Here is a 24,392-nt window from a genome sequence, read left to right as displayed (position 1 = left end):
ATCGTCGGGAGTAAGGTATGCAAGGGACGGGAGCGCCAGCGAAGATGGCCGAGAATCGGGAGGATCTCACCCCGATGATGAGCCAGTATTTCGAGCTGTGTGCCGAGTTCGATGAGTCGCTCGTGTTGTTTCAGGTCGGTGATTTCTACGAGACGTTCTGTGAGGCCGCCCAGATCAGCGCGCGGCTGTTAGAGATCACGCTCACCAAACGGGAGGACTCCTCGGGATCGTACCCAATGTCGGGGATCCCGATCGACAACGCAGCCTCTTACATCGAGACGCTGCTCGATGCTGGCTACCGGGTCGCCATCGCGGATCAGGTCCAAGACCCCTCCGAAGCGTCGGGCGTGGTCGATCGGGCGGTCACGCGGGTCATCACGCCGGGAACGGTGCTAGATGAGGAACTGCTCGCCGACGAATCGAACAACTACCTCGCCTGTCTGACCGGGCCGACCGACGCCGGTTCGTCGACGCACGCCGTGGCGTTTCTAGATCTCTCGACCGGCGAGTTCCGGGTCACGAGTGGGGAGCAGACCACGGTGCAAGACGAACTCGACCGCCTCGATCCGTCGGAAGTGATCACGGGACCTGAGACCGGGGCGTTCACCATCGCAGGGATGGAAACGACGTTTCGTGAACGGGCGTTCGATATCGGCGCTGCCGAGGAGCGCGTCGGGGCGTACGTTCCATCGCCAGATGCTGTGCTCGATTCGACGACCGAATGTCGGGCGTGTGGCGCGTTGCTCGCGTACGCGGAGTACACCCAAGGCGAGACTACGGGCGGGCTCGATTACATCACGCGGATCACTCGCTACGAGCCGGCGGCGTCGATGCGGCTGGACGCGACTGCGCTGGAGGGACTCGAGTTGTTCGAAAACCGCGACGGCGGCGACGAACACACTTTGCTGGGCGTATTGGATGAAACCGCGTGTGCGCTCGGGCGGCGAACCCTTACCCATTGGCTGCGCCGTCCGCTGCTCGATCGCACGGCCATCAAGCGCCGACACAACGCCGTCGAAGAGCTGTGCGATCGGTCGTTGCTCAGAGACGAGTTGCGAGAGTTGCTGTACGACGTGTACGACATCGAGCGGCTGATCACCCGCGTGTCGCGCGGCCGGGCGAACGCCCGCGATCTCCGATCGCTCAAATCGACACTGGACGTGGTGCCGGAACTCAAAGAAGTGCTTGCGGACGCAGAACGCACCCCGCTCGTCGAACGTCGTGAGGCACTCGACGAGCTCGGTGACGTTCGGAACCTCATCGACCGAGCTATTCGATCGGAGCCACCGATCGAAGTGACCGAGGGCGACGTTATTCGGGAGGGGTACGACGAGGAACTCGACGCGCTACGGGCGACCGAGCGCGACGGTCGGGAATGGGTGGCCGATCTCGAAGCCCACGAGCGGGAACGCACCGGCATCGATTCGTTGAAAGTCGGATACAACGAGGTACACGGCTACTACATCGAAGTCACGAACCCCAATCTCGATCGGGTCCCCGAAGAGTACACCCGCCGACAGACGCTGAAAAACGCAGAGCGCTTCTACACGCCAGAACTCAAACGACGAGAAGACGAGATCATCGGCGCAGCCGAGCGCGCCGACGAGTTGGAATACCAGCTGTTCACCCGTATCCGGTCGGAGATCGCCGAGGAGGCCGAACGCGTCCAACACGTGGCATCAGTGCTCGCGGAGCTCGACGTGCTCGCCACGCTCGCATATGTCGCGTGCGAGCGCGGCTACACCCGGCCCACGCTCATCGACGATGGGACTGGTATCGACATCGACGCCGGTCGCCACCCCGTTGTGGAGACGACCCAACCGTCGTTCGTTCCGAACGACACCGATCTTACCGACGAACGGATCGCCGTCATCACTGGTCCGAACATGAGCGGCAAATCCACGTATATGCGTCAGGTTGCGCTCGTCGTTGTCCTCGCGCAGATGGGGAGTTTCGTACCCGCCGACGAAGCGCGACTGCCCGTGATCGACCGTGTGTTCACCCGCGTCGGCGCGAGCGACGACATTGCTGGGGGACAGTCGACGTTCATGCGCGAGATGACCGAGCTGTCCGATATCCTCCACGACGCGACCGAGCGCTCGCTCGTGTTGCTCGATGAGGTCGGTCGGGGGACGAGCACCGCCGATGGGCGTGCGATCGCGTGGGCCGTCACCGAGTTCATCCACGACGAGATCGACGCGATGACTCTCTTTGCCACACACTATCACGACCTCACGGCGATCGCCGACCGTCGATCGGACGTGATGAATCTCCATTTCACCGTCGACCGGAGCGGCGAAGAGATGACGTTTCTGCATACGGCGGTCCCGGGGGCGTCGGAAGCTTCCTATGGGGTCGAGGTAGCGCGGCTCGCAGGAGTCCCAGAGCCAGTGATCGAACGGTCGCGGACACTGCTTTCGGAGGGCATTCCACGGAGCCAACGCCAGTCCCAAGACACGGACACCGAGCGCATAGAGCGGTCTAACGGCCACGATCGGCAGTCCACGATCACGGAGACCGACAGAGATTCCCCTGTTCGTACCCTCACTTCGAGTGAGAACGGACATGGTTCGGAAGAGACACTACAGCGGATCGAATCGGACATTCGTGAGCTTTCGATCGCGGATATGACGCCACTCGAAGCGCTCACGAGGCTCAACGATTTCCAGCGGCGAATCGATGACAGTCGTTAGAACACTCGATACTGACACCATCGAACGCATTGCAGCGGGTGAGGTGGTCACTCGTCCGGCAAACGTCGTCACCGAGCTCGTAGAAAACGCGCTCGATGCGGCTGCGACTCGGATATCGATCACTGTCGAGAACGGCGGACTCGACCGGATCCAAGTGAGCGACGACGGTCATGGGATGGACGAAGCCGACGCCGCGCTGGCCGTCGAGCGCCACACGACGAGCAAGATCGAAGACGCCTCGGATGTCGACAGCGTCGAGACGCTGGGATTTCGCGGCGAAGCGCTTCCGAGCATCGCCGCCGTCGCCCGCCTCGAACTGACGACCAAACCGTCCGGCTCCGTCGGCGGAACGCGTGTCACCGTCGATGAGGACAAGACGGTCGAACCGGCTGGGCATGGCGTCGGAACCACCGTCGAGGTGACGGAACTGTTCGCTCGGCTTCCCGCGCGGCGGGCGGCACTCGGGTCGTCCACACAGGAGTTCAGCCACATCAGCCGGGCTGTCTCCCGATACGCGCTCTGTCACCCCGACGTACGGTTCCGGCTCGTGCACGATGGGAACACGGTCCTGTCCACGCCGGGAACCGGGCGCACGGACGCCATCCTTTCAGTGTACGATCGGTCGGTCGCCGGACAGAGTACCGAGTTCGCCTCCGAACACGAAACGAACGAGGGCGTGCTCCGCGTTGAGGGATCGCTCGTCTATCCAGCCGTGACGCGATCGAAGCCGACACACGTCTACACCGCCGTCAACGGTCGCGCACTCTCCGAGACGACGATCCGGAACGCAACGATCGCGGGCTACGGCAGTCTCCTCGCTTCCGATCGATATCCGATCGCCGTCGTCGGCGTCACTCTCCCCCCTGAATGCGTCGACGTGAACGTCCACCCCGCCAAAGAATCCGTCCGGTTCACCGACGAGCAACGGGTGGCGACTGCCGTCGAGCGGGCGGTTTCGGAGACACTCTCCGGAACGGATCTTTCGCGGTCAGCCGAGTTTTCGTTCGATGACAGCTCGATCGACACCGAACGCCCAGCGACGTTCGAAGACGTTTCCGTCATCGGGCAGTTCCGTGAGCTGTATCTGCTCTGTGAGGACGGCGACGATCTGTTGGTGCTCGACCAACACGCGGCTCACGAGCGGATTACCTACGAGCGGCTCCGAGAACGGGCGGGCGAGACGATCGAATCGGTCGCGCTCGATCCGCCCCAGACGCTTTCGCTGACGCCGACGGAAGCCACGACAGTCGAGGAACACCACGACGCCATCGAGGCGCTTGGCTTTCACGTCGAGCCGTTCGGGAACACCACGTACCGAGTGACCGAACTGCCCGCGCCGCTCGGCCGGGTCACCGACGGCGATGCGGTCCACGACGTGCTCGATGCGTTCCTCGCTGGTGAGGAGCCCGAGGATCCACGCGATGCGCTGCTGGCCGAACTCGCCTGTCACCCCTCCCTGCGCGCCGGTGATACGGTTTCCACCGAGGAGGCTGCCACTCTCATCGAGCAACTCGGCGCGTGCGAACAGCCCTACGCGTGTCCGCACGGCAGACCTACCGTGCTCTCGATCGACGAGGCGACGCTGGCCCGGAGCTTCGAGCGATCGGACATCCGGTTCGAGTGAGCGGGAGCGAGACGTTCGATCGGCCCACTGAAACCGATCGATCCGAACTCTGTACTGGACCCACCATCTACCCCACGAAAGCCTCACAGTTTCTTCTTGGCGGTTCGGAGTCCGTCCTCAATCGATTCTCGCTCGAAGTAGAGGATTTCTACCGCAAGCACGGCGGTTGCGAGGAGAACGACCGCGTTGAACACCGCGTGTTCTTTCGTGTACAGGTAATACACCATGGAGGGGAGGAAGACGAGCGAGCCGACGAACCCGACTATCGGAACGTACCGGTTGGCATCGAGGGATTCCCGCTCTCGAACCGCGAGGAAGTTCATGGCACCGAACACCACGATAAACGAAAGCGAGGCGAAGGAGGTGATACCTTCGAGACTCCCGTAGATGGTGAAAAGAATGGTGAGACCGCCGATGATGAGCACCGTCCGCGCCGGGGCACCGCTCTTGTCCGCGTCGCCGAACTGGTCCGGTAACAACCCATCGGTCAACATGTTCTTTGCGTAGAGTGCACTGCTGAACAGCGTCGCGTTGATCGCGCTAGCCGTCGAAAAGAGGGCCGAGAGGCCGACCAGGGCCACCCCGACTGGCGGCATGAACTCCCCGGCGGCGATCATCAATGCGACATCGGCCTGGTTTTTCACGACCTGCTGGGGGAGGAGATTCGTCGTTGTGATCGCGACCAGCACGTAGATGAGGACGGCGACCGACAACGCGACGTACGTGGCTGTTCCGAGCGTCTCGTTTGAATCTTCGATCATCTCCTGATCGTAGAACAACAGTTGCCACCCTTCGTAGGAGACGAAGGTGACGGCAGCCCCGATCAGGGGGCTGAATCCGGGATCGGTGGTTCCCAGGGTAAGCGACCGTTGCTGAGCGGCGAACCAGACACCCCAAAAGCCGAAGACGAGGATGATCGCCACCTTCAACACGACGAGAACGTCCTCCGCGATACCCGTCTCCCGCACACCAAGGAGGTTCAGCCCAATGAAAACCAGGACGACCAGCGTCGAGAGAACGGGTCGTAGCTGAATCCCCATGACGCGCGCTACAGGGAGCATGTGCTGGCTGAAAGCACCGAACGCGTAGCCGTACATCGCCATCGTGCCGATGTATCCGATGAGGAGAGTCCAGCCGACCATTCCGGCCACGGTGGCGTTCCCCCAGTAGGATTCGATGAAGGTGACCGAAGCGCCGTCATCGTCCAGATTCCGGTTCAGATGGATGTAGGAGTATCCCGCACAGAGGGCGATGAGACCGGCGAAGAGGTAGGCAGTCCACGCTGCCGGCCCGGCGATCGACACGACGACGCCGAGGGCGGCGTAGATCCCACCGCCGACGACCCCTCCGACCATCATCGAGACCGTCTCGCTGAGGCCGAATTTATTGCCCATGGCGTCAATTGGACGGAGAACCGCAAAACCGTTGGGCGAGAAACGAGACGTCCCGATCCGCACCGGTCGAAACGGTGAGCTCTGATGACCCGATTCAATCACCGAGACGGCCGTTCTTACCGGTGAATCGTGACGGATTCGAGCACCACGTCCTCAACCGGTCGGTCCTGGCTGTCGGTCTCGACTGAGCCGATTTCGTTGACAACGTCCAGCCCGTCGGTCACTGAACCGAACACGGAGTGTTTGTCGTCGAGATGGGGTTGGGCGTCGAGCGTGATGAAAAACTGCGAGCCGTTGGTGTTCGGCCCGGAGTTGGCCATCGACACGGTGCCCGGCCCGTCGTGGGACAGTTCCTCGTGGAACTCATCGTCAAACTGGTAGCCGGGCCCCCCTCGACCCGTGCCGGTCGGATCCCCGCCCTGAATCATGAAGCCCTCGATGATGCGGTGAAAGAGCACGTCATCGTACAACGGCTCACCCTGTTTCGTCTCGCCGGTCTCGGGATCGGTCCATTCTTTCTCGCCGGTAGCAAGCCCAACGAAGTTCTCCACGGTGCGCGGGGCGCGTTCTTCGAACAACTCGATCTCGATGGTTCCGTGGTTCGTGTGCAGTCGGGCGTGCGGATTGTCACTCATGCGTATCGGTCGTTGCCCGGCACGGGGAAAAGACTCCCGGTCGGTGAGTTGACAACCGGTGTCGACTCAGAACGCTTTGAGCATCTCCAGGGTCTCCGCGGCACGTCCGTCGTCGATCGCCTCACGGGCCATGACGAGTCCTTCATCGATGGTGTCAGCGTCATCGCGGGCGTAGATCCTGAGCGCGGCGTTGAGCGCGATCGCATCGGCGAACTCGTCGGTGCGATCGCCGGTCAACACTGCTTCGGTGATCCGGGCGGAGTCGGCAGCGACATCCGGAACGGCGAGATCGTCGCTGGTCATGTCCATCCCGTACTCAGCGGTTTCGATCTCGAAATCTTCGAGTTCGCCGTCGGTCGAGACGGCCACTTTGGTCGAACCGGGCCGAATATCGTCGTACCCCTCCATCCCTTGGAACATGACGATCCGATCGACGTCGTACTGTTCGCTGGCGGCGAACGTGTCGATGATGCGTTTGGCGTAGGGAAGATGGTAGAAACTCCCGAGATGGGCGTTCGCGCGCGCGGGGTTGGCGAGCGTTTCGATCGTGTTGACGAACGTTCGAACGCCCATCTGCTCGCGCCGATCGCCAAGGGCGTGCACGGCGGGGTTGGCGTGGGGCTGATAGTAGAATCCAAAGCCGATGTCGTCGGTCATCGCGGCGCTCTCTTCGGGGCAGAACGCCGTTCGTACGCCGAGTTCTTCGAGCACGTGCTTGTAGGCACACGCCTTCTGTGTCGGGACGCGCTCTCCGCTGTGGACGACGACTGGCGTCCCCGCCGCGCCAGCGACGACACCCGCGCCGACGCCGAGCAGCGCCGAGGTGTTTTTCCCGTCGTAGTTCGCGCCACAGTCGAGTGGGTCACAAGAAGGGACTCCGAACGAGACCGATTCCTCAGCCATCACGTCGATGTAGGCCGCAAGCTCTTTGGGCGTGTTCCGTTTCCATCGGTTGGCCAACCAGAACGCGCCCAACGTCGTCGGATCCGGGGTGCCATTGAGGATGCGACGGAACGCCTCCATGGCCTGTTCTCTGGTCATATCCTCCGTCGACTTGGGACCCGATCCGATTATTTCCGTCATGAGTCGTTTGAGCGGCCACTCTCCGCGTGTTGATTCAACCATGATCTGGCTTCGTACCCCCTGTGCAAAAACATCTCGTTCGACCGATCGATTCCCGATGATATCGGCCGCCGTCGCGGATCGAATCACGCCGTCTGGCGCTGATCGTCAGGCTGTGGTCGAACGTTGTCGAGATACTCGGTGATCAATCCATTTACATATTCCGGGTTCGGAACGTTTGTGAGGACGAGATCCGATCCGCCGGTCCCAGCCGTATCGATCTGGATATGCCCGTAGCCCAGAAATCGCTCGGGGAGCGATTGCGTGTAGGACGTGTTCTGAATACGGTCGAGACGAATGTTCACGACGTTGCGAGAGATGATTCCCGTTTTCTTATACACCTCCTCGGCCGTCAGAACGTACTGAACGCTCCGGTAGTTCACATACGTCACTCCAGCGGTGAAAAGACCCAGACCGATAGGGACAAGCGAGAGAAGCTGTATTACTCCCTCGAAGAGGATCCCAACCCCGATACCGACGGCGATGAGGATGAGCCCAACGACGAACGTACCACCGACCGACCGCAAACTCGGATGCCCACTCCACACGAGCTGTTCACCCTCGGTGAGGGTGACCCACGACGGTGCGTCTGAGTTTCCCTGCATGTACTAGTACTATGTTTTGGAACAACTTGTCAGTATCCCTTATCTGGATGAGAATAGCTAGTTCGAATAGAGATAGTTGATATCCGTCCGCCGATCGGGAATGAATGCACAGAAAACAGCTTAAATGATCTAAATGACAGTAACGATTCTCCGAGTAACGATTCCAGAGATATATCTATACCGACCATATCTAATACAGATGATGTAAGGTGCGTCGGTCGGAACCGATAAACGGTAAACGATGACGTGCTTATTCGGGTTAATGAGCGCGTTGGAGAACGACTGGCGGGCATCTCTCGATGCCGTCGACGCGGAACTCATCGACGGGTACCAGAGTGGTGTTCCTGTCGAACGCCGGCCGTTCCGTTCGATCGGCGACACGCTCGGTATCAGCGAGACAGAGGCGTTGTCTCGGGTCCAACACCTCCGGGAAGCGGGCGTGTTCCGTCGGTTCGGGGCGGTGTTGAATCCGCCAGTGATCGGGAGTTCGACGCTCGCAGCGGTGCAGGCACCTGAAGACCGGTTCGGTGAGATCGCCACGATGATCAACCAGTACCAGCAGGTGAACCACAACTATCGCCGGGATCACGAATGGAACATGTGGTTCGTTATCACTGCTGCAACTCAGGAACGGCGCGATCGGATCATCGAGGAGATCGCCGCGGAGACCGGTGACGTGCTCGTGCTACCGCTGGTGACCGATTACTACATCGATCTCGAATTTCCTGTCGTGAACGCCGATCGTTTCGCTCGGGAGAGTCTTGGCCAGACAACTGTGACTGCGACACAGGTCAGTGAGAACGCCACCGCCGACCTTTCAACGCTCGACCGGCGGCTCCTCGTAGCGATTCAAGACGGACTTCCACTCACGAGAACGCCGTACAGCGATGTTGCGGAGACGATCAACGCCAGCACGGAGACGGTCGTTGCGAGCATCGACCGCCTGCTCGAAAACGGCTGTATCAAACGGATCGGGTGTGTCGTGAATCACGTCGTAACCGGCTTCGACAACAACTGTATGGTTGTTTGGGACGTTCCCGCCGAGTCACTCGACACCTACGGCGAGCGGGTCGGTGCGCTCCCCTACGTGACGCTCTGTTATCACCGACCGCGCCGTCCCGAACTGAACTGGCCGTACACCCTGTTTACGATGATCCACGGCCGGGACGCTGCTGCCGTCGAAGAACGTATCGACGAATTGGCGAATGAACATCTTCCAGTCGAACACGAACGGCTCTATTCGACTGAAACGTTGAAACAAACCGGTGCGCGCTACGAGTCCCTTCTCAGAGACTGACACCACGACAGCAATACCGGACGAAATGACGAAACGGATTCATTTTCCGGTGACGATTACCATTGGTCCGAGGAAGACCAGTCCGATACCGACGAGTTTCAAAACGACCTGACCGCCGAGCAAGCTGAGCGGCGTGATCAAAAACAGGAGACCGAACGCACCGAGATGCAGTCCCGTAATGGTCTTGCTCCGGAGCGGCAGGGTTCCGAGCAGTCCGAGCACGAACACGAGCACGAGTACGTGGCCGATGTTGTACTGGAGCAGGAAATTGTCGATTGCCTGTAGTGGGAGCGCGAACATCCTTATCCTTCATTCACGAGGGTGCGGATTTCAAGCTTCCGTTACTCGTTGCTTGGACGCCATCCATCAGTACCGTTTGGAGAAATCGATCGGTCGCACCAACAGATACCACAGTACGAAGATCGTAAGACCATACCCCATGATCCACATGACGTCAGCGGAACCGGCTGGGCCGACCCGGTCAAGAGCGTACACCATCACGCCAGTTACGACGATACCGATCACAGCGATGGCCCCCGTGATCAGGACCATCCGCGGGAGATCGCGCTCCGTGTCGGAAGTGAGCACGGAGTCAGAACCGGAGCCGGAACCGGAGCCAGAACCGGAACTGGAACCGGAATCTCGCCGTTCGTTCGTATTGGCGTTCGTCTGCTCGCTGGACCCGTCCATACTGAGGATACATCCTCCGACCGTGTGAAACTCCCGATTGTGCGCGCGTTCCAGAGCCAGCAGTTTATAGTCGGTGACGCAGGAACCACATGTAGTGAGCGACACTGGCGAGCGGACGGTTTCCCGACGATCCATCGATGCCGCGTGGGCCGATCTGTTTCCCTTCGATCCGTACCCCCAACAGACGGACGGCGTAGAGCACGTGTTGTCGGTGTGTCGGGACGGTGGGTATCTACTCCTCGAAGGAGCGTGTGGAACGGGTAAAACCCTCATCGCGCTTGTCGCCGGGACGCAACTGCTCGAAGAGGAGCGGGTTGACCGCGTGATGGCGGTAACACCGGTCAAACAGCAACTGAAACAGTTTGTCACCGATCTGGAAGCCATCAATGAGCATCGCACCGAGCGCGACCCCATCGCCGGCTTGGTGATGGTGGGCAAACGCGACATGCTTCCCTACGCCCGTGTCGGAACGCTTCCCGGAGACGGCAGCGTTCAGGCGGTATCGAGTGAGCTCCGCGAGACGACGGCGGCACTCATCCGCCGTGATGCAACCCACGAGCTTGCCGTTCAGCAGGGAGACCTAGACGGACGGCTCGATGTCTGTTCGGTTCCGGACTGTGATCGGCTCTCGTACGCATCCGAGGAGTGTCCTGACCATCGGAACGACCGCGAGGAGGACACTTCGTGGTACGATCCGGTTCGTGCAGCAGCGCTCTGTCACCTCGCCTCGTCGATGGACGGCCCGCGTCTGGAAACCGCTGGCGTGAGCGCCCCCTATCCGGAATCCCCTCCCCATACGCGTGATGTCCTCGTCGATCCCGAGACCACCGGAGCTGACGCTGGTCACTTCGATCCGTTTTATGCGCGCTTTTTCGCGAACGAAGAGTGGGTACCGTTCGGTTTCGGCGAAAGCAAAACGAACGTGCTCACCAGCGACACCATCGTTCGGGCCGCAGTTTCGCGGGGGATGTGCCCGCACGAGGCGATGGCTTCGCTGATGGAAGTCGCGGACGTGCTGGTCGGAAACTACAACCACGCGTTCGATCCCGTGACCCGCCAGCTCACCGACGAGAAAGCCGGTGTCCTCGACTCAGGAACGATGCTCGTCGTCGACGAGGCGCACATGCTCGAAGAGCGAGTGCGGGACCTCCTGTCGGAGACGCTCGGAGTGCATTCGCTCCGAACGGCCCACAAGGACATCGCATTGGCCCGTGAGTATCTCTCGGGGACGGGGGGCGAGCCGGGAGCCGATCCGAGCGCGCACCGACGCGAGGCCCAGTCCGTGCTTTCGGAGTTCAATGGGATCGATCAGACGTCGCTTCGAGTGGGACAGGAGTTCATCGAATGGCTTCTCAGTGCGATGGACGATGAGGTGACCGCGCTGCTACGCGAGGAGTACACCGATTGGCAGCGCCAGTTTCGGGAGGGATCACTTCCGGAGATCGATCACGAGATCCCGCTGCGTGATCCCCACGTCGTCGAATCCGATCGGCTCACCGACGCAGCCAGCAACGCGTTCGACGGCACTGTCTGGCGAGAAATGAAGTCCATCGGCGCTGCCGTGGCCGCCGTACACGACAACGACAGCCAGACGGATCGCACGCCGGTCGCCGATGGAGCGGGACGGTTTCTCGAACAGTGGGGAACTGCTAATGACGGAACGTACTTCCGGGAGATCGAACTCGAATACGCACCGAAACCGACCGAAGATACGACGTTGCCCGACTGGGCGACCGCGTACAACAGTGCGCTGTCGCTGTACAACTGCATTCCACACGAACCGCTCGCGGACGTGTTCGGCGATCTCGCTGGTGGTGTGCTCATGTCCGCAACGCTCGAACCGTTCGACGTGTACAAGCGTGTGAGTGGTCTCGACCGACTGTCCGACGTGCCAGACGGGACAGAAGAGACCGAGGATACATGCCGGGTGGCGACGGCGAGCTACGGCCTGTCGTTTCCCCCCGAGAATCGAGCGAGTTGGATCGTGGATCTGCCGCCGTTCACCTACCGGAACCGGGGAGATCCAGTAACAGACTACGAGGAGATGACCGATGCTCGGCGAGCACACGCCGGTGCCATCGTGACGATCGCCCGCAGTCCGGGCAACGTGTTACTCTGTCTTCCCTCGTATGCCGAAGCGGAGTGGGCAGTCGAATACCTCACGGACACCGTTTCAAAGCCCGTGTTACGCGATCGATCGACCGAGAGCGACGTGACCGACGCGATGCTCGATCGGTTTTTCCGGGACGACGAGACCGATCGAGTGCTCGTCACGAGCGCACGCGGAACGGTCACCGAGGGCGTCGACTACAAGGGCCACCGGCTCCATACGGCTGCCGTCGTCGGGGTGCCGTACGCCAACACCGCAACCCCGCGCATGAAAGCCGTGATGAACGCCTACGATCAGGAGTTCGACGCCGAGGGGTTCGAGTACGCGGTCCAAATCCCTGCTGTGCGGAAAGCACGCCAAGCGATCGGACGTGTGCTGCGGGGCCACGACGAGGTGGGAACGCGACTGCTCCTCGATCGGCGCTATCGTCCCGACGCACCACGTTCGGTTTCCACACTCTTATCGGCCGATCGCACCGAATTTTCCACCGTCAGCCCCGATATGCTCGAGTTCGCGCTCGATCAGTTCTGGGGCCGATAGCTCACAGAGCGGGTTCGAAGGATGTGATCCGATCGCGCCACGCCGATGGGATCGGCCGGGGGTCGCCGTCCTCGTCGACAGTTACCATCACCGACTCTCCGGTAGCCGCGATGCCGTCGCTCGTCCGGAGTTCGAACTCCATCGGGATGCTCGAGTCGTTCAGTTCCGTCGTCCGCACCGTGACCGCGACCGACTCATCAGACAGCGTCACCGGTCGCTGGTAGTCGATCGAGAGATGAGCGATGACGACACGACTGTCGTCAGCTGCCTTCTCAAGGACGTGGTCGAGATACGTTAACCGGGCCTGTTCGATGTACGTGCCATACACGGCGTTGTTGACGTGGTTTTCCGGATCGAGATCCCGATACCGCACGGCGATTTCTGTCGTGAACGGCTCCGTCTGACTCATCACCGCCATCTACGCCACCGGAACGGATGGAGCTATCGATCCGGGAGATCGTCTCTGTGCATGTTTCACGCAGTCACAACGGCGTGAAACACACCCACAGTGACCGACGAAGAAATCCTCGCTTCGTTCGCTACTGCTGATCGACCGTTCCAAACGGCAACAGACATCCCTGAATTGGGGCTGGACCGCTCACAGGCCCACCGGCGATTACAACGATTAGCCGATATTGGATCATTCGAAAATCGAAAATCGGCAGCCGCGCGGTTGTCTGGTGGAAGTCAAAAAGCACGACGATGAGTCATCCCCCGATATTTCTGGTGGCGATCCGGACGACAAATTCTGAAATCATGCTGTCATGTTCGTAAGCGAACCGACCGACGTAGCTGTAAACGTAGACAAGTATTTATACTGTGAATAGAGGAAACGAGCCGTGATAGAGCGGCTCCGACGGCGTTATTCGTCGATACCGGCGCGTTCTATGCTTGGTTCATCTCACAACGAGATATCGATGCTTTTGGTTTGGGTGTACTGTTCGAGCGTTTCCCGACCGCGCTCTCGGCCGATCCCCGACTGTTTGTAGCCGCCAAACGGCATGCCGGTCGGGAAGTCGTTGTACTGGTTGACCCACACCGTGCCGGCTTCGAGATCCCGAGCCGTGTGGTTTGCCTGTTCGATGTCGCTGGTGATGACACCCGAGGCGAGTCCGTACTCCACGTCGTTTGCCAGCTCGATCATCTCCTCGTAGCTCTCCCACGAGAACACTTCAAGCACGGGACCGAAGATCTCCTCTTGGACGGCCTCGTGGTCGTGGTCGATGTCGGCGATGAGCGTCGGTTCGACGAAACAGCCCTCGGACAGCGCGTCCGCCTCGGGCACGCCGCCGCCGGTCAGGATCGAGGCACCATCCTCGCGGGCTTTCTCGACGTACGACAACGTTCGATCGCGCTGTTCTGCAGAGACTTTCGGTCCGAGTCGGGTCGAATCGAGCAACGGATCACCGACGGTGAGATCCTCTGCGGCTGCGACCAGCCGATCCATGAACTCGGATTCGATCTCTTCGTGGATGAACAGCCGCGAGCCTGCGGTACAACATTCTCCCGTGTTGTAGAAGATGGCCAGCACAGTCGATTGAACGGCCGTTTCCAGATCTGCGTCCGGGTACACGATGATGGGACTCTTGCCACCGAGTTCGAGCGTCACGTCGGTCACCGTTTCGGCAGCGTTTTTCATCACCTGCTTGCCCACCGCCGTCGAGCCGGTGAACGCGAGCTTTCGGACGCCCGAGTGACTCGTGAGTGGTTCACCGGCGTCGGAACCGTAGCCGGGAACGACGTTCACGACGCCCGCCGGAAGCGCGTCGTCGATCTCTGCCATCAGCTTCAACGCCGAGAGGGGCGTCTGTTCGGCCGGTTTCAACACCACCGTGTTACCGGCTGCCAATGCGGGGGCGAGTTTCCACGCCGCCATCAACAGCGGAAAGTTCCACGGAATGATCGCACCGACCACTCCGTACGGCTCTTTCACCGTCGTCACCCGCCGGGAGCCATCGGTCGGAACAGTTTCTCCCTCCGAATCGCGTGCGATCCCCGCGAAATACCGGAAATGTTCAGCCGCCAGATACGCATCACCACGGGCCTCCGTGATCGGCTTCCCGTTGTCGAGCACATCAAGGCGCGCGAACGCGTCCAGTTCGCTTTCGATCCGGTCGGCGATCGTTTCGAGTAGCCGCTGGCGTTTTGCTGGCGACACGCTTTCCCACTCCTCGAACGCTTCTTGGGCCGCACTCACCGCCCGGTCGACGTCCGCCGCGTTCCCCGCCGAAACCTCGGCGAGCAGCTCGCCCGTGGTCGGATCGTGCGTTTCGAGCGTTGCCCCAGAGGCGCTCTCGACCCATTCACCACCAATGTACAGTCCGAGTTGGTCCGGGATGACCTCTTGGGCCGCCTCGGCGTGTCGCTCGTGGATGGCACGCTGCTCGTTTTGAGAACCAGATTCCGGTTCGGATTCGGATGCCATACCCCAACGCTACGAACGCCACACCATAAACGTGCGTGTATATTAACAGTATTCTGATTGTATATCGCTCAGCCGAGCCGTGGGAGCTTCCCGTGGTTGAGCACCACGGTTTTCGTCTGTCGGTAGCTTTCGAACGCCTCTTTGTCGAGTTCGCGCCCGAGACCGGACTGTTTGTAGCCGCCGTGGGGTACGTTGTCGAACAGGTCGTTGTACGTGTTGATCCACACGGTACCGGCTTCGAGCGCATCGGCGGTTTCGTGGGCCGTGTCGAGATCCGTCGTCCAAACGGCCGAGGCGAGTCCGTATTCGGTGTCGTTCGCCAGCTCGATCATCTCTTCGCGGTCGGTCCATTCGATCACGCTCACCACGGGACCGAACACCTCATCGCACGCGACAGTGTCGTCGTTTTCCACGTCAGTGAGCACCGTCGGTTCGAAAACGGGGGCGCCCGCGAGATCGGGGGCCTCTGGTGTGCCACCACCCACAGCGACGGTGGCTCCTTCTTCGACAGCGGTGTCGACGTAGTTTTGCACGCGGTCGAGGTGGGCGTGGTCGACCAACGGACCGATATCCGTCATGGGGGCCAGCGGATCACCGACGGTGAGCCGCTCCATTTCCTCGGTGAATCGTTCGAGGAACTCCTCGTGAACGTCAGTATGAACGAACAGCCGCGAGCCTGCGGTACACTGCTCGCCCTGATTGAAAAACGAACCGATGAGCGCACCCTCGACTGCGTCGTCGAGATTGGCGTCGGGAAAGACGATGTTCGGGTTGTTTCCCCCGAGTTCGAGCGAGACCGCCTTGAGGTTCGACGTTGCACCTTCCATCACGCTCTTGCCTGCTGCCGTCGAGCCGGTCATCGACAGCTTCCGAATCTCCGGATGGTTCGTGATCCGCGCACCCACGTCGGGACCGGTTCCGGGCACGACGTTTACCGTGCCGTCCGGAAGGTGGTCGTTCATCACGCCCGCCACTTCGAGCGTCGAGAGCACCGCTCGCGGTGACGGTTTGAACACGATGGTGTTGCCCGCCGCGAGCGCCGGACCCATCTTCCAGGCGACGAACATCGAGGGGAAGTTCCACGCGCTGATCTGTCCGACCACACCGTACGGCTCACGGCTGGTGTACGCGAGCTTGTTGGATGCGCTCGATGGTCGACGACCCTCGTCGGCCGTTCGGGCAAGGCCCGCGAAATAGCGAAACTGCGAGATCATGATCGTCGCATCGACGAACAAGGAATGTTGATTGGCCTTACCCATCTCTAAGGAGTCGATCCGTGCGATCTCCTGTTTGCGTTTCTCCAGCGCGTCGGCAATGTCGTCCAAGGCGTCGGCGCGCTGCATGGGATTGTAGCTCCCCCACGTCTCGTTGAACGCTTCTTGAGCGGCTGTGACCGCCCGGTCGACGTCCTGAGCGGTGCCACGCCAGTACGTTGCTAGCGTCTCGCCGGTCGTCGCATCGATCGCCGCACACTCCTCCCCGTCCTCGCTTTCGACCCACTCCCCACCGATCAACTGCCCGTACGGCTCGTCGGACAAAACGGTGTCCGCGATCTCCAGATGGCGCTCTCGAACGTCCTCGGATACGGTTCCACGCTCACTGTCGAAATTGTCCCGTTGCATGGTGTGATCACCCATCCGACTGCTTGCCACACCCATGATCGTTACCCACATATAATTTCGTGAACGTTAACAAACTCGCTGGTCGTGTCGTACATCTCAGACGTGTCATGAGTGTTGACCGGAAGCGCTTCGAAGCAGGATGCCTGTCGTCGCAGATCATTCTCATCGTCTGAGTGTTTTTATTAGTGACTGGAACATATCCGAGGTTATGTCGTCTCCGAACGCGATCGACGCAGAGGCCCTCACGAAACAGTACGGTTCGACGCGGGCCGTTGACGCTCTCGACCTTTCGATTCCACCGGGAACGGTGTACGGATTTCTGGGACCGAATGGAGCCGGAAAAACGACAACGATTCGGATGTTGGTGACGCTGCTCCAGCCAACCGGTGGAACGGCCGCCATCGACGGACAGCCCATCACCGACCGCGATCGAGTAGTATCACGACTGGGATATCTGCCCGAGTCACCGCCGTTGTACGAGGAGCTGACGGGCCGCGAGCAGTTGGAGTACATCGCAGGACTGCGAGACATGTCCGACGACCACGCCACAGAGCGCATCGACGAGCTGTTGGAGCTGTTTTCGCTCACGAGCGACGCGAACAAACGCATCAACACCTACTCGAAAGGGATGAAACAGAAGACGGGGATCATTCAGGCCATTTTGCACGATCCGCCGGTCGTGTTTCTCGACGAGCCGACCAGCGGTCTCGATCCCCGTGCGGCGCGCACGGTTCGGGACACGATCGCTGATCTCGCGGCCGGAGAGACGACAGTGTTCCTCTCGACGCACATCCTGCCTGTGGTCGATGAGATCGCCGACACGGTGGGGGTGCTGTACGATGGTGACCTGGTAGCCGAGGGACCACCCGAGAATCTCAAACAGCGGGTCGGATCGGGTGGATCGCTCGAAGACGCGTTTCTCGCCGTGACTGACGGGGATGACCTCGTCGGGGGGCGATGATCCGATCCGCGCCGGCGATTCGCCCTGTACGGCGAGTGTACCGGATCGCTCGGACCGATCTCTGCAATCGAAAGCGATCGATCGAAGGATCGAATCAGGTCATCGCCCTCGGGATCGCGGGACTGTTTGGTGTATTGGTGGGGTTCATGGCCATCATCGGTCTGTTCGTGGCTGGCAGAGCCATGGGTGATACAGCCATGTTGGGTCCTGCGCGCAGTGTGGGAGCGGGCGTGTTCGGAATGACGGCTGTGATGGCTACCGTGCGCGTAGCACAAGGGTTGGGACTGCCCTCCGAAGCAGACGGGTTGTTGACGACCGTCCCCCACCGCGAGGCCGTCGCCGGATATCTTCTCGCGGAGATCACCGTGCTGTTGGGCGTTCCTGCGCCGTTCGTGATCGTCGGCGCGATCTCCTTCGGGATCGGCGCAGGATCGGCTGTAAGCGTCGTTCTCGTAGCAGTTTCCCTGTTGTCGGTCAGCGTGCTCGGCGTCCTCTGTGGGACCGGTCTCGGAACCGGTGTGCGGGTACTCATCGCGCGCTCGCCCGTGGTGGCTCGCTTGCGAGGAGCGATCGGCATCGCCCTCATGATCGCTTACTTTTGGGTGCTGTTCACCGGATCGACCGAATCGGTGTTCGAGCCGTTCTTAGCCGTGGTCGGGGCGTCGCCAGTCGGTTGGTACGGCGATCTCGCGCTGCTCGCGGTCCAAGAGACGAATAGCGTCCGTTCCATCGGCGCGATCGGTGTCACGCTCGTCGGGATTCCTGGAAGCGGTGCGGTTTGTGGGCTGCTCGCGGGACAGCTCTGGTATCGCCGTTCGGTGACACCGAACGCGGCGAGTGGCTCCACGAAGATGGGCACCGTCCCGATCGCCGGCGTTTCTCTCTCCGTTCCGATGCGTCATGTGATTCATAAAACGTGGCTCAGAGCACGCCGGGCACCGCTTCGGCTGGCGTACGCCGGGTACCCGTTGTTTTTGTTGGTTCCTGCCCTCGAAGACATCACACAGCTGAGCGTTCCCGCCTCACTTCCGGGGGTGATCGCCTTCTACGGCGCGTGGGCGACAGGCGCGACGTTCACGTTGAATCCGATCGGGGATGAGGAAGCGGTGTTACCGATCACGCTTACGACGCCCGTCCGTGGGCGCTCGTTCATCGGTGCGCTCTGTCTCGCTGGACTGTTGATCGGGCTGCCGGCGACCGTTCTCGCCGTCGTCCTCACCGGGATGATCGCATCACCACCGCTTTCGCCCGTCGAATTCGTTGGTGTTGTGGTCACGGCGGTCGTGCTCCCCCTTACCGCGACCACGATCGCCGTCGGCGCTGGCACCGCCTTCCCCCGCCTCGAACCCGCTATGATAACCCGTTCACGAGAGGCTGTCGTTCCGAGCCTCTTTGCGTTCACGTTCTTCTCACTGGTGTTCGGACTCGTCAGCCTCCCCGCATTGTTGGTCCTCACCCCCACAACACGCCACGTCCTCAGTGGCACCAGCGAACCCGTTCTACTCGCTGGCGGCATCGGTCTTACTGTCGTGTTTGGTGGCGTCACAGGGGCTGTCGCCTTCTCTCGGGCCACGACGGCATTCGAGGACTATTACTATAAGTAATTCCATTTTCCGTGATATTTTGTGTACTGGCAGCAATGTTCGTGTATGACACGCGACTCCGTGCGTCGGTCGTCCGAGTCCACCGGCGACGCAGACGCGTCGGAGGACAACGCTGCGTACCTAAATCGGGTAGCCGACCGCTTGGAACACAGCTACGATCTCGACTGGGAGCGTCACGTTCACGGCGAATCGTTCGAGCTGTACGGCCGCTTGCGGATCGAGCACCGAAAACAGTTTCTCCATCCCTCGATCACCTACGCCGATCACGGTTCCCACGAACACCTGTTCGTCCGGCGAACGTCGCCAGTGAAACGCGCCGATCTCGATCGACTCGTCGAATTGGGACATACGCTTGCTGAAGAGTGGATCGATCCGGACGAAACCCATTACAGCACGGAGTTCACGTTCGTGCTCATCGCACCCGAGATCACTGATGCTGTCCGCGCGTTCGTCGACGGCTTCCGGGATCGAACGCTGCTCAAACTCGGATTTTACGGGCATTACGAGGTAAACCTCGTGGTCGTCGCCCCCGAACGACAGGAGTTCGTGGCGAGCACGAACGCGGAGATCGAAGCGGCGTTCGCACCCTGGGACAGGCAAGAACCCAACCCAGAACCGGGAGGGTGGTTCGACCGGTTGGTCGGTCGACTCCGGTCGTGATCGTCCCCAAACAGAGAGAAACGATATAAGAACTGGTCGTGTTACGGGACATATGGGTACACACGAACGATCATCATCGGATGAACCGAACGAGGACGACGGTGAAGTGAACGAGCGGCTAGACAGGCTGCTCCGTCTGATCACATATCTCCCTTAAATCGAGAGGAGCCGCTCGATCAGTCGTCGGCAGGCTCTTGGGTTTCCCGTCCAGTCAGTGAATCCAGACCTCTGGCGCTCAGGACGTTGTCGTATCCCATTTTCATCACCGAGATGGCGAGTGCGACGAGCACCAGCGCGAGGATACTCTGGAACACCAGCGACGCCAATTCGAGACCGGTCGCCCCGGTTTCGAGGATGGTTTGGGGGTTTTTGATGAAGGCGATCCACAGCAGGGCCACGATCGTGATGACCAGCATGATGGCCATCGGGACACCCGTGCTGAGGAGTTGTTTGCTGTCGTCCCAGTTGACGAGCCACACGGTTGCCGCCAGTAACGCGAGAGCCGCGAGCGTCTGGTTTGCCCCACCGAACAGCGGCCAGAGGCTACTCCACGTCCCACTCGCGATAAGCACGTAGGCCAGCACGCCCTGGACGAAGAAAGCGTTAGTGTACCGATTCACCGCGAGCCGCTCAAGACGGCTCGTCAGCTTGCTTTCGCCCGACGTGTCGGACGTTCCGACGATCTCCTCCATCATGTACCGTCCAAGTCGGATCGCGGTGTCGGTGCTCGTCAACAGAAAACTCACGAACACCAGCCCGATGAACGTCGTTCCGTACTCCAACGGGATCCCGAAGCTGTGCAGCATCACTGCCCCGCCAAGCGGGAAGTTCGCCATCGCACCGGCGAGTCCGGCGTCGAATTCCGTCGCGCCGACGATCATCAACGCGGCGATCGCCGTGGTGGCGAGCACTCCTTCGCCGAGCATCGCTCCATACCCGATCGACCGAGCGTCACTCTCCTTGTTGAGCTGCTTTGCGGTCGTCCCGGAAGAGACCAGCGAGTGAAAGCCGCTGACCGTTCCACACGCGATCACGACGAATAGGAACGGGAAGATCGGACCGATAGCCGGGCTGTAAAAGCCGAGGAACGCCGGGAGCTGGGAGTCGAGAGTGTACGTAGCTCCCTCATAGGAAACCGGTTCGAACAGCCCCAACAGCGTTCCGGCGATCGCGGCGAGCACCATCCCGCCAACGCCGGTGTACAGCAGAAACGACGAGAGATAATCGCGGGGTTGGAGCAACATCCACACCGGGAGTACGGCCGCAATGGCGGCGTAAATGATGATCACCGGTGCCCATGCTGCTGCGTTCTCTCCGAGTGACGACGCTAGGGGCAACCACGACCCGCCCTCACCGAACAGGACGATCACCTCCGGGGCGAGATCTCCCGTGGCGAACAGCGCGATCGGGTACTGAATCCCGATCCAGACGCTCACGAACACGGCCGACACGAATGCGACCGTTCCCGGGATGAACGGTAAATCGAGCTGGTAGAGATAGACGCCGAACACTAGCGCGAGTCCGATGTACAACACGCTGGCGGTCGCCGCGCTCGGATACTCGTCGAAGATAGTGGCGACCACGTACGCAAACACCGCGAGCACGAGAATAAGAGTCAAAAATGCGAACCACAACAACATGTTCTTGCTGCGCTCGCCGACGTACTCACCGATGATGTAGCCGATCGAACGGCCATCGTGGCGCAAGCTCGCGCTCAACGACATGAAATCGTGTACAGCACCGAACAACGGATTGCCGATGGCGACCCACAACACTGCGGGCAACCATCCGAACGCCGCTCCCGCAGTGATCGGTCCGATGATCGGCGCACCCCCCGCGATGCTGGAGTAGTGGTGTCCGAGTAACACCGATTTTTTCGCCGGAACGTATTCCTGTCCGTCGTCGTGTTTGTGTGCCGGTGTCTCCTCTTCGTCGTCCAACTCTACGAATCCCGCGAGGTACTTCGAATAGCTGAGGTATCCAACGCTGTACAGCACCAACACCGTGACGATAAGCCAGAGTACTTGTACCATGGGTCTGCATATCTATGGCGATCTAGTCAATATAAACGTTCTTGTCGAACCTCATGATCGTATCATCTCTCATACATCCAGTCGGAGTATGAGGGTGCCACGACGACTCTGCCCGAAACGTCAGTCCGCAATCGAAACATCAGGTTCGGTGAACCTGCCACGTGATAGTCGATTCTAGTGTGTAATTAAGTATGAATCCGGTACCGATACCGATGATATTGGCTAATAGATACCAAACATCAAACATCTGGTTGAGAATCATCAGTACGGATACACCGACGCCAGTGCCGACGAGTCGGACGAGATGGGAACGGGCCAAACGAGTGCCGATCCAACGGTTCTGGGAGGTAGGAGTTTCCGCGAAGGTCCAAAACTCGTTAAGAACGAACATTGCCGTGATCGAGGCTTCCTTTCCTCCGAGCGCAGCGAGCACGAGCGGCGGCTGCCAGACTTCCATCAGTACGGCAAGAACAGCGTTATCGATGAACATGCCGAGCAGACCAACAAGGAGGAACTGGCCGAAACGACCGCTTAGCCACACCGACGTTCCCATCTCTAGTAGAAGTGCTCCGAGGCGGCTGTTGGTCACGATATCGTAGCACCCCGACCGGGTTCTAGTGGGCGGAACGACGGCTGTGCGTGAGAGGTAGCACTGGTTCGATTCAGCCTGACGAGCACGTACGGTCCGAAATATTCCGAGGACATCGACCCGACACGGCTGTGCATCCGGTCGATCCGTGCTGTCTCGGATTCGTTGATGAGCACGTACTCGATAGTCGGGTCTGTGTTGATCCCGTCGATCGTGGCCGAGCGCAACGGTCGCTCGGCGTGGAACACGAACGCATAGATCGAGATGTCGGCACTGGAATGAACGTACACCGGCGTATCGGGCGGTGTCATCGAATGCAGTCCGTTTGCGAGTCGTTCCTGTTGTTCGGAGGCGCGCCAACCGGTGTCATCAAACGGAACTTGAACGAGGACAACTACGATCAACGATGCAATGAATACGCGCTTGCCAACAGTGAGATACCGGGCATCGATCCAGCCCGACAGGGAGACCGCTCCGACCCACTGGTTGCGATAGACGACGGCGATGTGAACACCGAGAACACCGATCGCTACACTCGCCCGAGCAGCTGACTCGGGAATCGTCGGTATTACCGGTGTCATAGCGAGCGTCTCACCGACTAACTCCGTTCGCATTACAGTCATCCATCCACCGACTGCAAGCCCGGCTGCCTCCGGTCCGGATCGAAGCCCACGATCGACGAGACGGCCACAGAGCAGTCCCATCGGGACGACCATCGGCATGAGATACCATCTGTGATTGCCGGTCGGAAGGAAAAAGGCGAAGACAACGAGCGCCCACCAGCAGATGAACACCGTTTCCGTCGTTTGACGGGAACGGCCACGGCGAAGCATCACACCGAGCGGGACGGTCACGAGCGCGGGCAAAAACAGAAACCACCACGGCGCAAAAAGGACAGGTGCAGTACGGAAGTATGGGAAGTTCATGAAGCCGAACGTGCCGGTATGGGTGACCTTCTCGCCAGCCACACGATTGAAAACTTGCTCATAAAACATCGACACCAACATTCCATCGTGGAGCAACTCGACGACTGCAAACCACGAGAACGGAACAAGGACTGCCAGAGTGACACCGAAAAGCGCCCCACGAGAGAGAAACGCCCGCCAGTGGACGAAGACCAGCGGAAGCACGATGAACGCGAATATCCCAGCGTTAAATCCCTTGGTGAGAACGGCAACGCCGACGGCCAGTCCGGCCACGGAGAAAAGACGCGTTCGGGAGCCGTCGCGTCGAACCCCTAGAAACAGCGCATACACAGCGAGCGTCCCAAAAAGGAGCATGGGAACGTCCATGGCTGCACTCCGACCGCCATGGTAGTTGTCGAACACCATCGTAGCCGAGAGCACCACCACAGCAGCGACGAAGCCGGCGTTGCGTGAGTAGATCGTCCGCCCGATCCGGTAGGTGAGCACAGCAAGCAGTAAGGTACAAACGACGGCTGGCAGCCGTCCAGCCGTGGGCGAGACACCGAACAGTTCCATCGAAACAGCCTGTAGCCAGATCGCAAACGGTGGCTTGAGTAAAAACGGCTGCACACCAACGATCTCAGATCCCGACCAACCGTTGTAGGGAACGTGCGGTACTACCCAATAGCCTCGCTCGACGGCGAAACGGGCGGCTGTCATGTACGCCGTCTCATCCCACAAGGAAACTGGCCTGTCGAGTCTGTGAAAATAAGCAAAACCCCAGCCGATGACGATCAGGAAAACGTACCACACATCGCTACGATCACCTACTCTACGACCAGTAGAGATGAATCTATGTAGTAAGTTCATATTTCACTGTATT

General features: G+C 60.2%; 19 protein-coding genes. 7 read left to right on the top strand and 12 right to left on the bottom strand.

The window, feature by feature from the left end:
* The first annotated feature begins 17 nt into the window (after window positions 1–17).
* Window positions 18–2,693: a DNA mismatch repair protein MutS gene (gene mutS / locus MW046_RS09830; protein WP_247992931.1), complete on the top strand. Its 2,676-nt coding sequence runs from the start codon at window positions 18–20 to the stop codon at window positions 2,691–2,693.
* Window positions 2,680–4,317, top strand: coding sequence for a DNA mismatch repair endonuclease MutL (gene mutL / locus MW046_RS09825; protein ID WP_247992930.1), 1,638 nt, complete (start codon window positions 2,680–2,682; stop codon window positions 4,315–4,317). Before mutS ends, mutL begins: the two co-directional genes overlap by 14 nt.
* An 83-nt stretch (window positions 4,318–4,400) precedes the next feature.
* Here mutL and MW046_RS09820 read toward each other — a convergent pair whose 3' ends face one another.
* From MW046_RS09820 to MW046_RS09805, 4 genes are all read right to left on the bottom strand, one after another.
* Window positions 4,401–5,711 carry an APC family permease gene (locus tag MW046_RS09820; protein WP_247992929.1) on the bottom strand — a complete coding sequence of 437 codons (1,311 nt, stop codon included), beginning with the start codon at window positions 5,709–5,711 and terminating at the stop codon, window positions 4,401–4,403.
* A 116-nt stretch (window positions 5,712–5,827) separates the two neighbouring features.
* On the bottom strand, window positions 5,828–6,346 hold the full coding sequence (locus tag MW046_RS09815; RefSeq protein WP_247992928.1) for a peptidylprolyl isomerase: 519 nt from the start codon (window positions 6,344–6,346) through the stop codon (window positions 5,828–5,830).
* 66 nt (window positions 6,347–6,412) lie between these two features.
* Complete coding sequence (locus MW046_RS09810) at window positions 6,413–7,471, bottom strand: anthranilate phosphoribosyltransferase (protein WP_247992927.1); 1,059 nt, start codon at window positions 7,469–7,471, stop codon at window positions 6,413–6,415.
* A gap of 83 nt (window positions 7,472–7,554) precedes the next feature.
* Window positions 7,555–8,073: a PH domain-containing protein gene (locus tag MW046_RS09805; protein WP_247992926.1), complete on the bottom strand. Its 519-nt coding sequence runs from the start codon at window positions 8,071–8,073 to the stop codon at window positions 7,555–7,557.
* A gap of 262 nt (window positions 8,074–8,335) precedes the next feature.
* On the opposite strand from MW046_RS09805, the gene ahbB reads away from it, so the two are divergent.
* Window positions 8,336–9,370 (top strand): siroheme decarboxylase subunit beta, encoded by a 1,035-nt coding sequence (gene ahbB, locus MW046_RS09800; RefSeq protein ID WP_247992925.1) that lies wholly within the window; start codon window positions 8,336–8,338, stop codon window positions 9,368–9,370.
* A 39-nt stretch (window positions 9,371–9,409) separates the two neighbouring features.
* Here ahbB and MW046_RS09795 read toward each other — a convergent pair whose 3' ends face one another.
* Window positions 9,410–9,670 carry a DUF8006 family protein gene (locus MW046_RS09795; RefSeq protein ID WP_247992924.1) on the bottom strand — a complete coding sequence of 87 codons (261 nt, stop codon included), beginning with the start codon at window positions 9,668–9,670 and terminating at the stop codon, window positions 9,410–9,412.
* A gap of 66 nt (window positions 9,671–9,736) precedes the next feature.
* On the bottom strand, window positions 9,737–10,060 hold the full coding sequence (locus MW046_RS09790) for a DUF7996 family protein (RefSeq protein WP_247992923.1): 324 nt from the start codon (window positions 10,058–10,060) through the stop codon (window positions 9,737–9,739).
* A 94-nt stretch (window positions 10,061–10,154) separates the two neighbouring features.
* Here MW046_RS09790 and MW046_RS09785 point away from each other — a divergent pair, with 94 nt between their 5' ends.
* Window positions 10,155–12,710: an ATP-dependent DNA helicase gene (locus MW046_RS09785; RefSeq protein WP_247992922.1), complete on the top strand. Its 2,556-nt coding sequence runs from the start codon at window positions 10,155–10,157 to the stop codon at window positions 12,708–12,710.
* Window position 12,711: 1 nt separating this feature from the next.
* Here the strand turns inward: MW046_RS09785 and MW046_RS09780 are convergent, their stop codons facing one another.
* The 3 genes from MW046_RS09780 to MW046_RS09770 form a co-directional block, all read right to left on the bottom strand.
* Entirely contained in the window at window positions 12,712–13,119 is a 408-nt protein-coding gene (locus MW046_RS09780) for an acyl-CoA thioesterase (protein ID WP_247992921.1), read from the bottom strand.
* Between the two features lie 492 nt (window positions 13,120–13,611).
* Window positions 13,612–15,135, bottom strand: a complete 1,524-nt coding sequence (locus MW046_RS09775) for an aldehyde dehydrogenase family protein (protein WP_247992920.1) — start codon at window positions 15,133–15,135, stop codon at window positions 13,612–13,614.
* A gap of 68 nt (window positions 15,136–15,203) precedes the next feature.
* Complete coding sequence (locus MW046_RS09770; protein ID WP_247992919.1) at window positions 15,204–16,757, bottom strand: aldehyde dehydrogenase family protein; 1,554 nt, start codon at window positions 16,755–16,757, stop codon at window positions 15,204–15,206.
* Window positions 16,758–16,965: 208 nt separating this feature from the next.
* Between MW046_RS09770 and MW046_RS09765 the strand changes: the two genes are divergently transcribed.
* Genes MW046_RS09765 through MW046_RS09755 form a run of 3 tightly spaced genes read left to right on the top strand, consistent with a single transcriptional unit; the run spans window position 16,966 to window position 19,982 of the window.
* On the top strand, window positions 16,966–17,718 hold the full coding sequence (locus tag MW046_RS09765) for an ABC transporter ATP-binding protein (RefSeq protein WP_247992918.1): 753 nt from the start codon (window positions 16,966–16,968) through the stop codon (window positions 17,716–17,718).
* Window positions 17,715–19,322: a hypothetical protein gene (locus tag MW046_RS09760; RefSeq protein WP_247992917.1), complete on the top strand. Its 1,608-nt coding sequence runs from the start codon at window positions 17,715–17,717 to the stop codon at window positions 19,320–19,322. The genes MW046_RS09765 and MW046_RS09760 overlap by 4 nt, the downstream gene beginning before the upstream one ends.
* Window positions 19,323–19,367: 45 nt before the next feature.
* The gene (locus MW046_RS09755) at window positions 19,368–19,982 is read left to right on the top strand and encodes a DUF8052 family protein (protein ID WP_247992916.1); all 615 of its coding nucleotides are present in this window, start codon (window positions 19,368–19,370) and stop codon (window positions 19,980–19,982) included.
* A 176-nt stretch (window positions 19,983–20,158) separates the two neighbouring features.
* Here the strand turns inward: MW046_RS09755 and MW046_RS09750 are convergent, their stop codons facing one another.
* From MW046_RS09750 to MW046_RS09740, 3 genes are all read right to left on the bottom strand, one after another.
* Complete coding sequence (locus tag MW046_RS09750; RefSeq protein WP_247992915.1) at window positions 20,159–22,015, bottom strand: carbon starvation CstA family protein; 1,857 nt, start codon at window positions 22,013–22,015, stop codon at window positions 20,159–20,161.
* Window positions 22,016–22,154: 139 nt separating this feature from the next.
* Complete coding sequence (locus tag MW046_RS09745) at window positions 22,155–22,604, bottom strand: GtrA family protein (RefSeq protein ID WP_247992914.1); 450 nt, start codon at window positions 22,602–22,604, stop codon at window positions 22,155–22,157.
* Window positions 22,601–24,229 carry an ArnT family glycosyltransferase gene (locus tag MW046_RS09740; protein ID WP_247992913.1) on the bottom strand — a complete coding sequence of 543 codons (1,629 nt, stop codon included), beginning with the start codon at window positions 24,227–24,229 and terminating at the stop codon, window positions 22,601–22,603. Before MW046_RS09740 ends, MW046_RS09745 begins: the two co-directional genes overlap by 4 nt.
* Between the last annotated feature and the right edge of the window lie 163 nt (window positions 24,230–24,392).

This window comes from Halocatena salina, from assembly GCF_023115355.1.
Classification (GTDB): domain Archaea; phylum Halobacteriota; class Halobacteria; order Halobacteriales; family Haloarculaceae; genus Halocatena; species Halocatena salina.
Note: the sequence above shows the minus strand (reverse complement) of the source record. Positions and strands in the feature narration are given on the sequence as shown.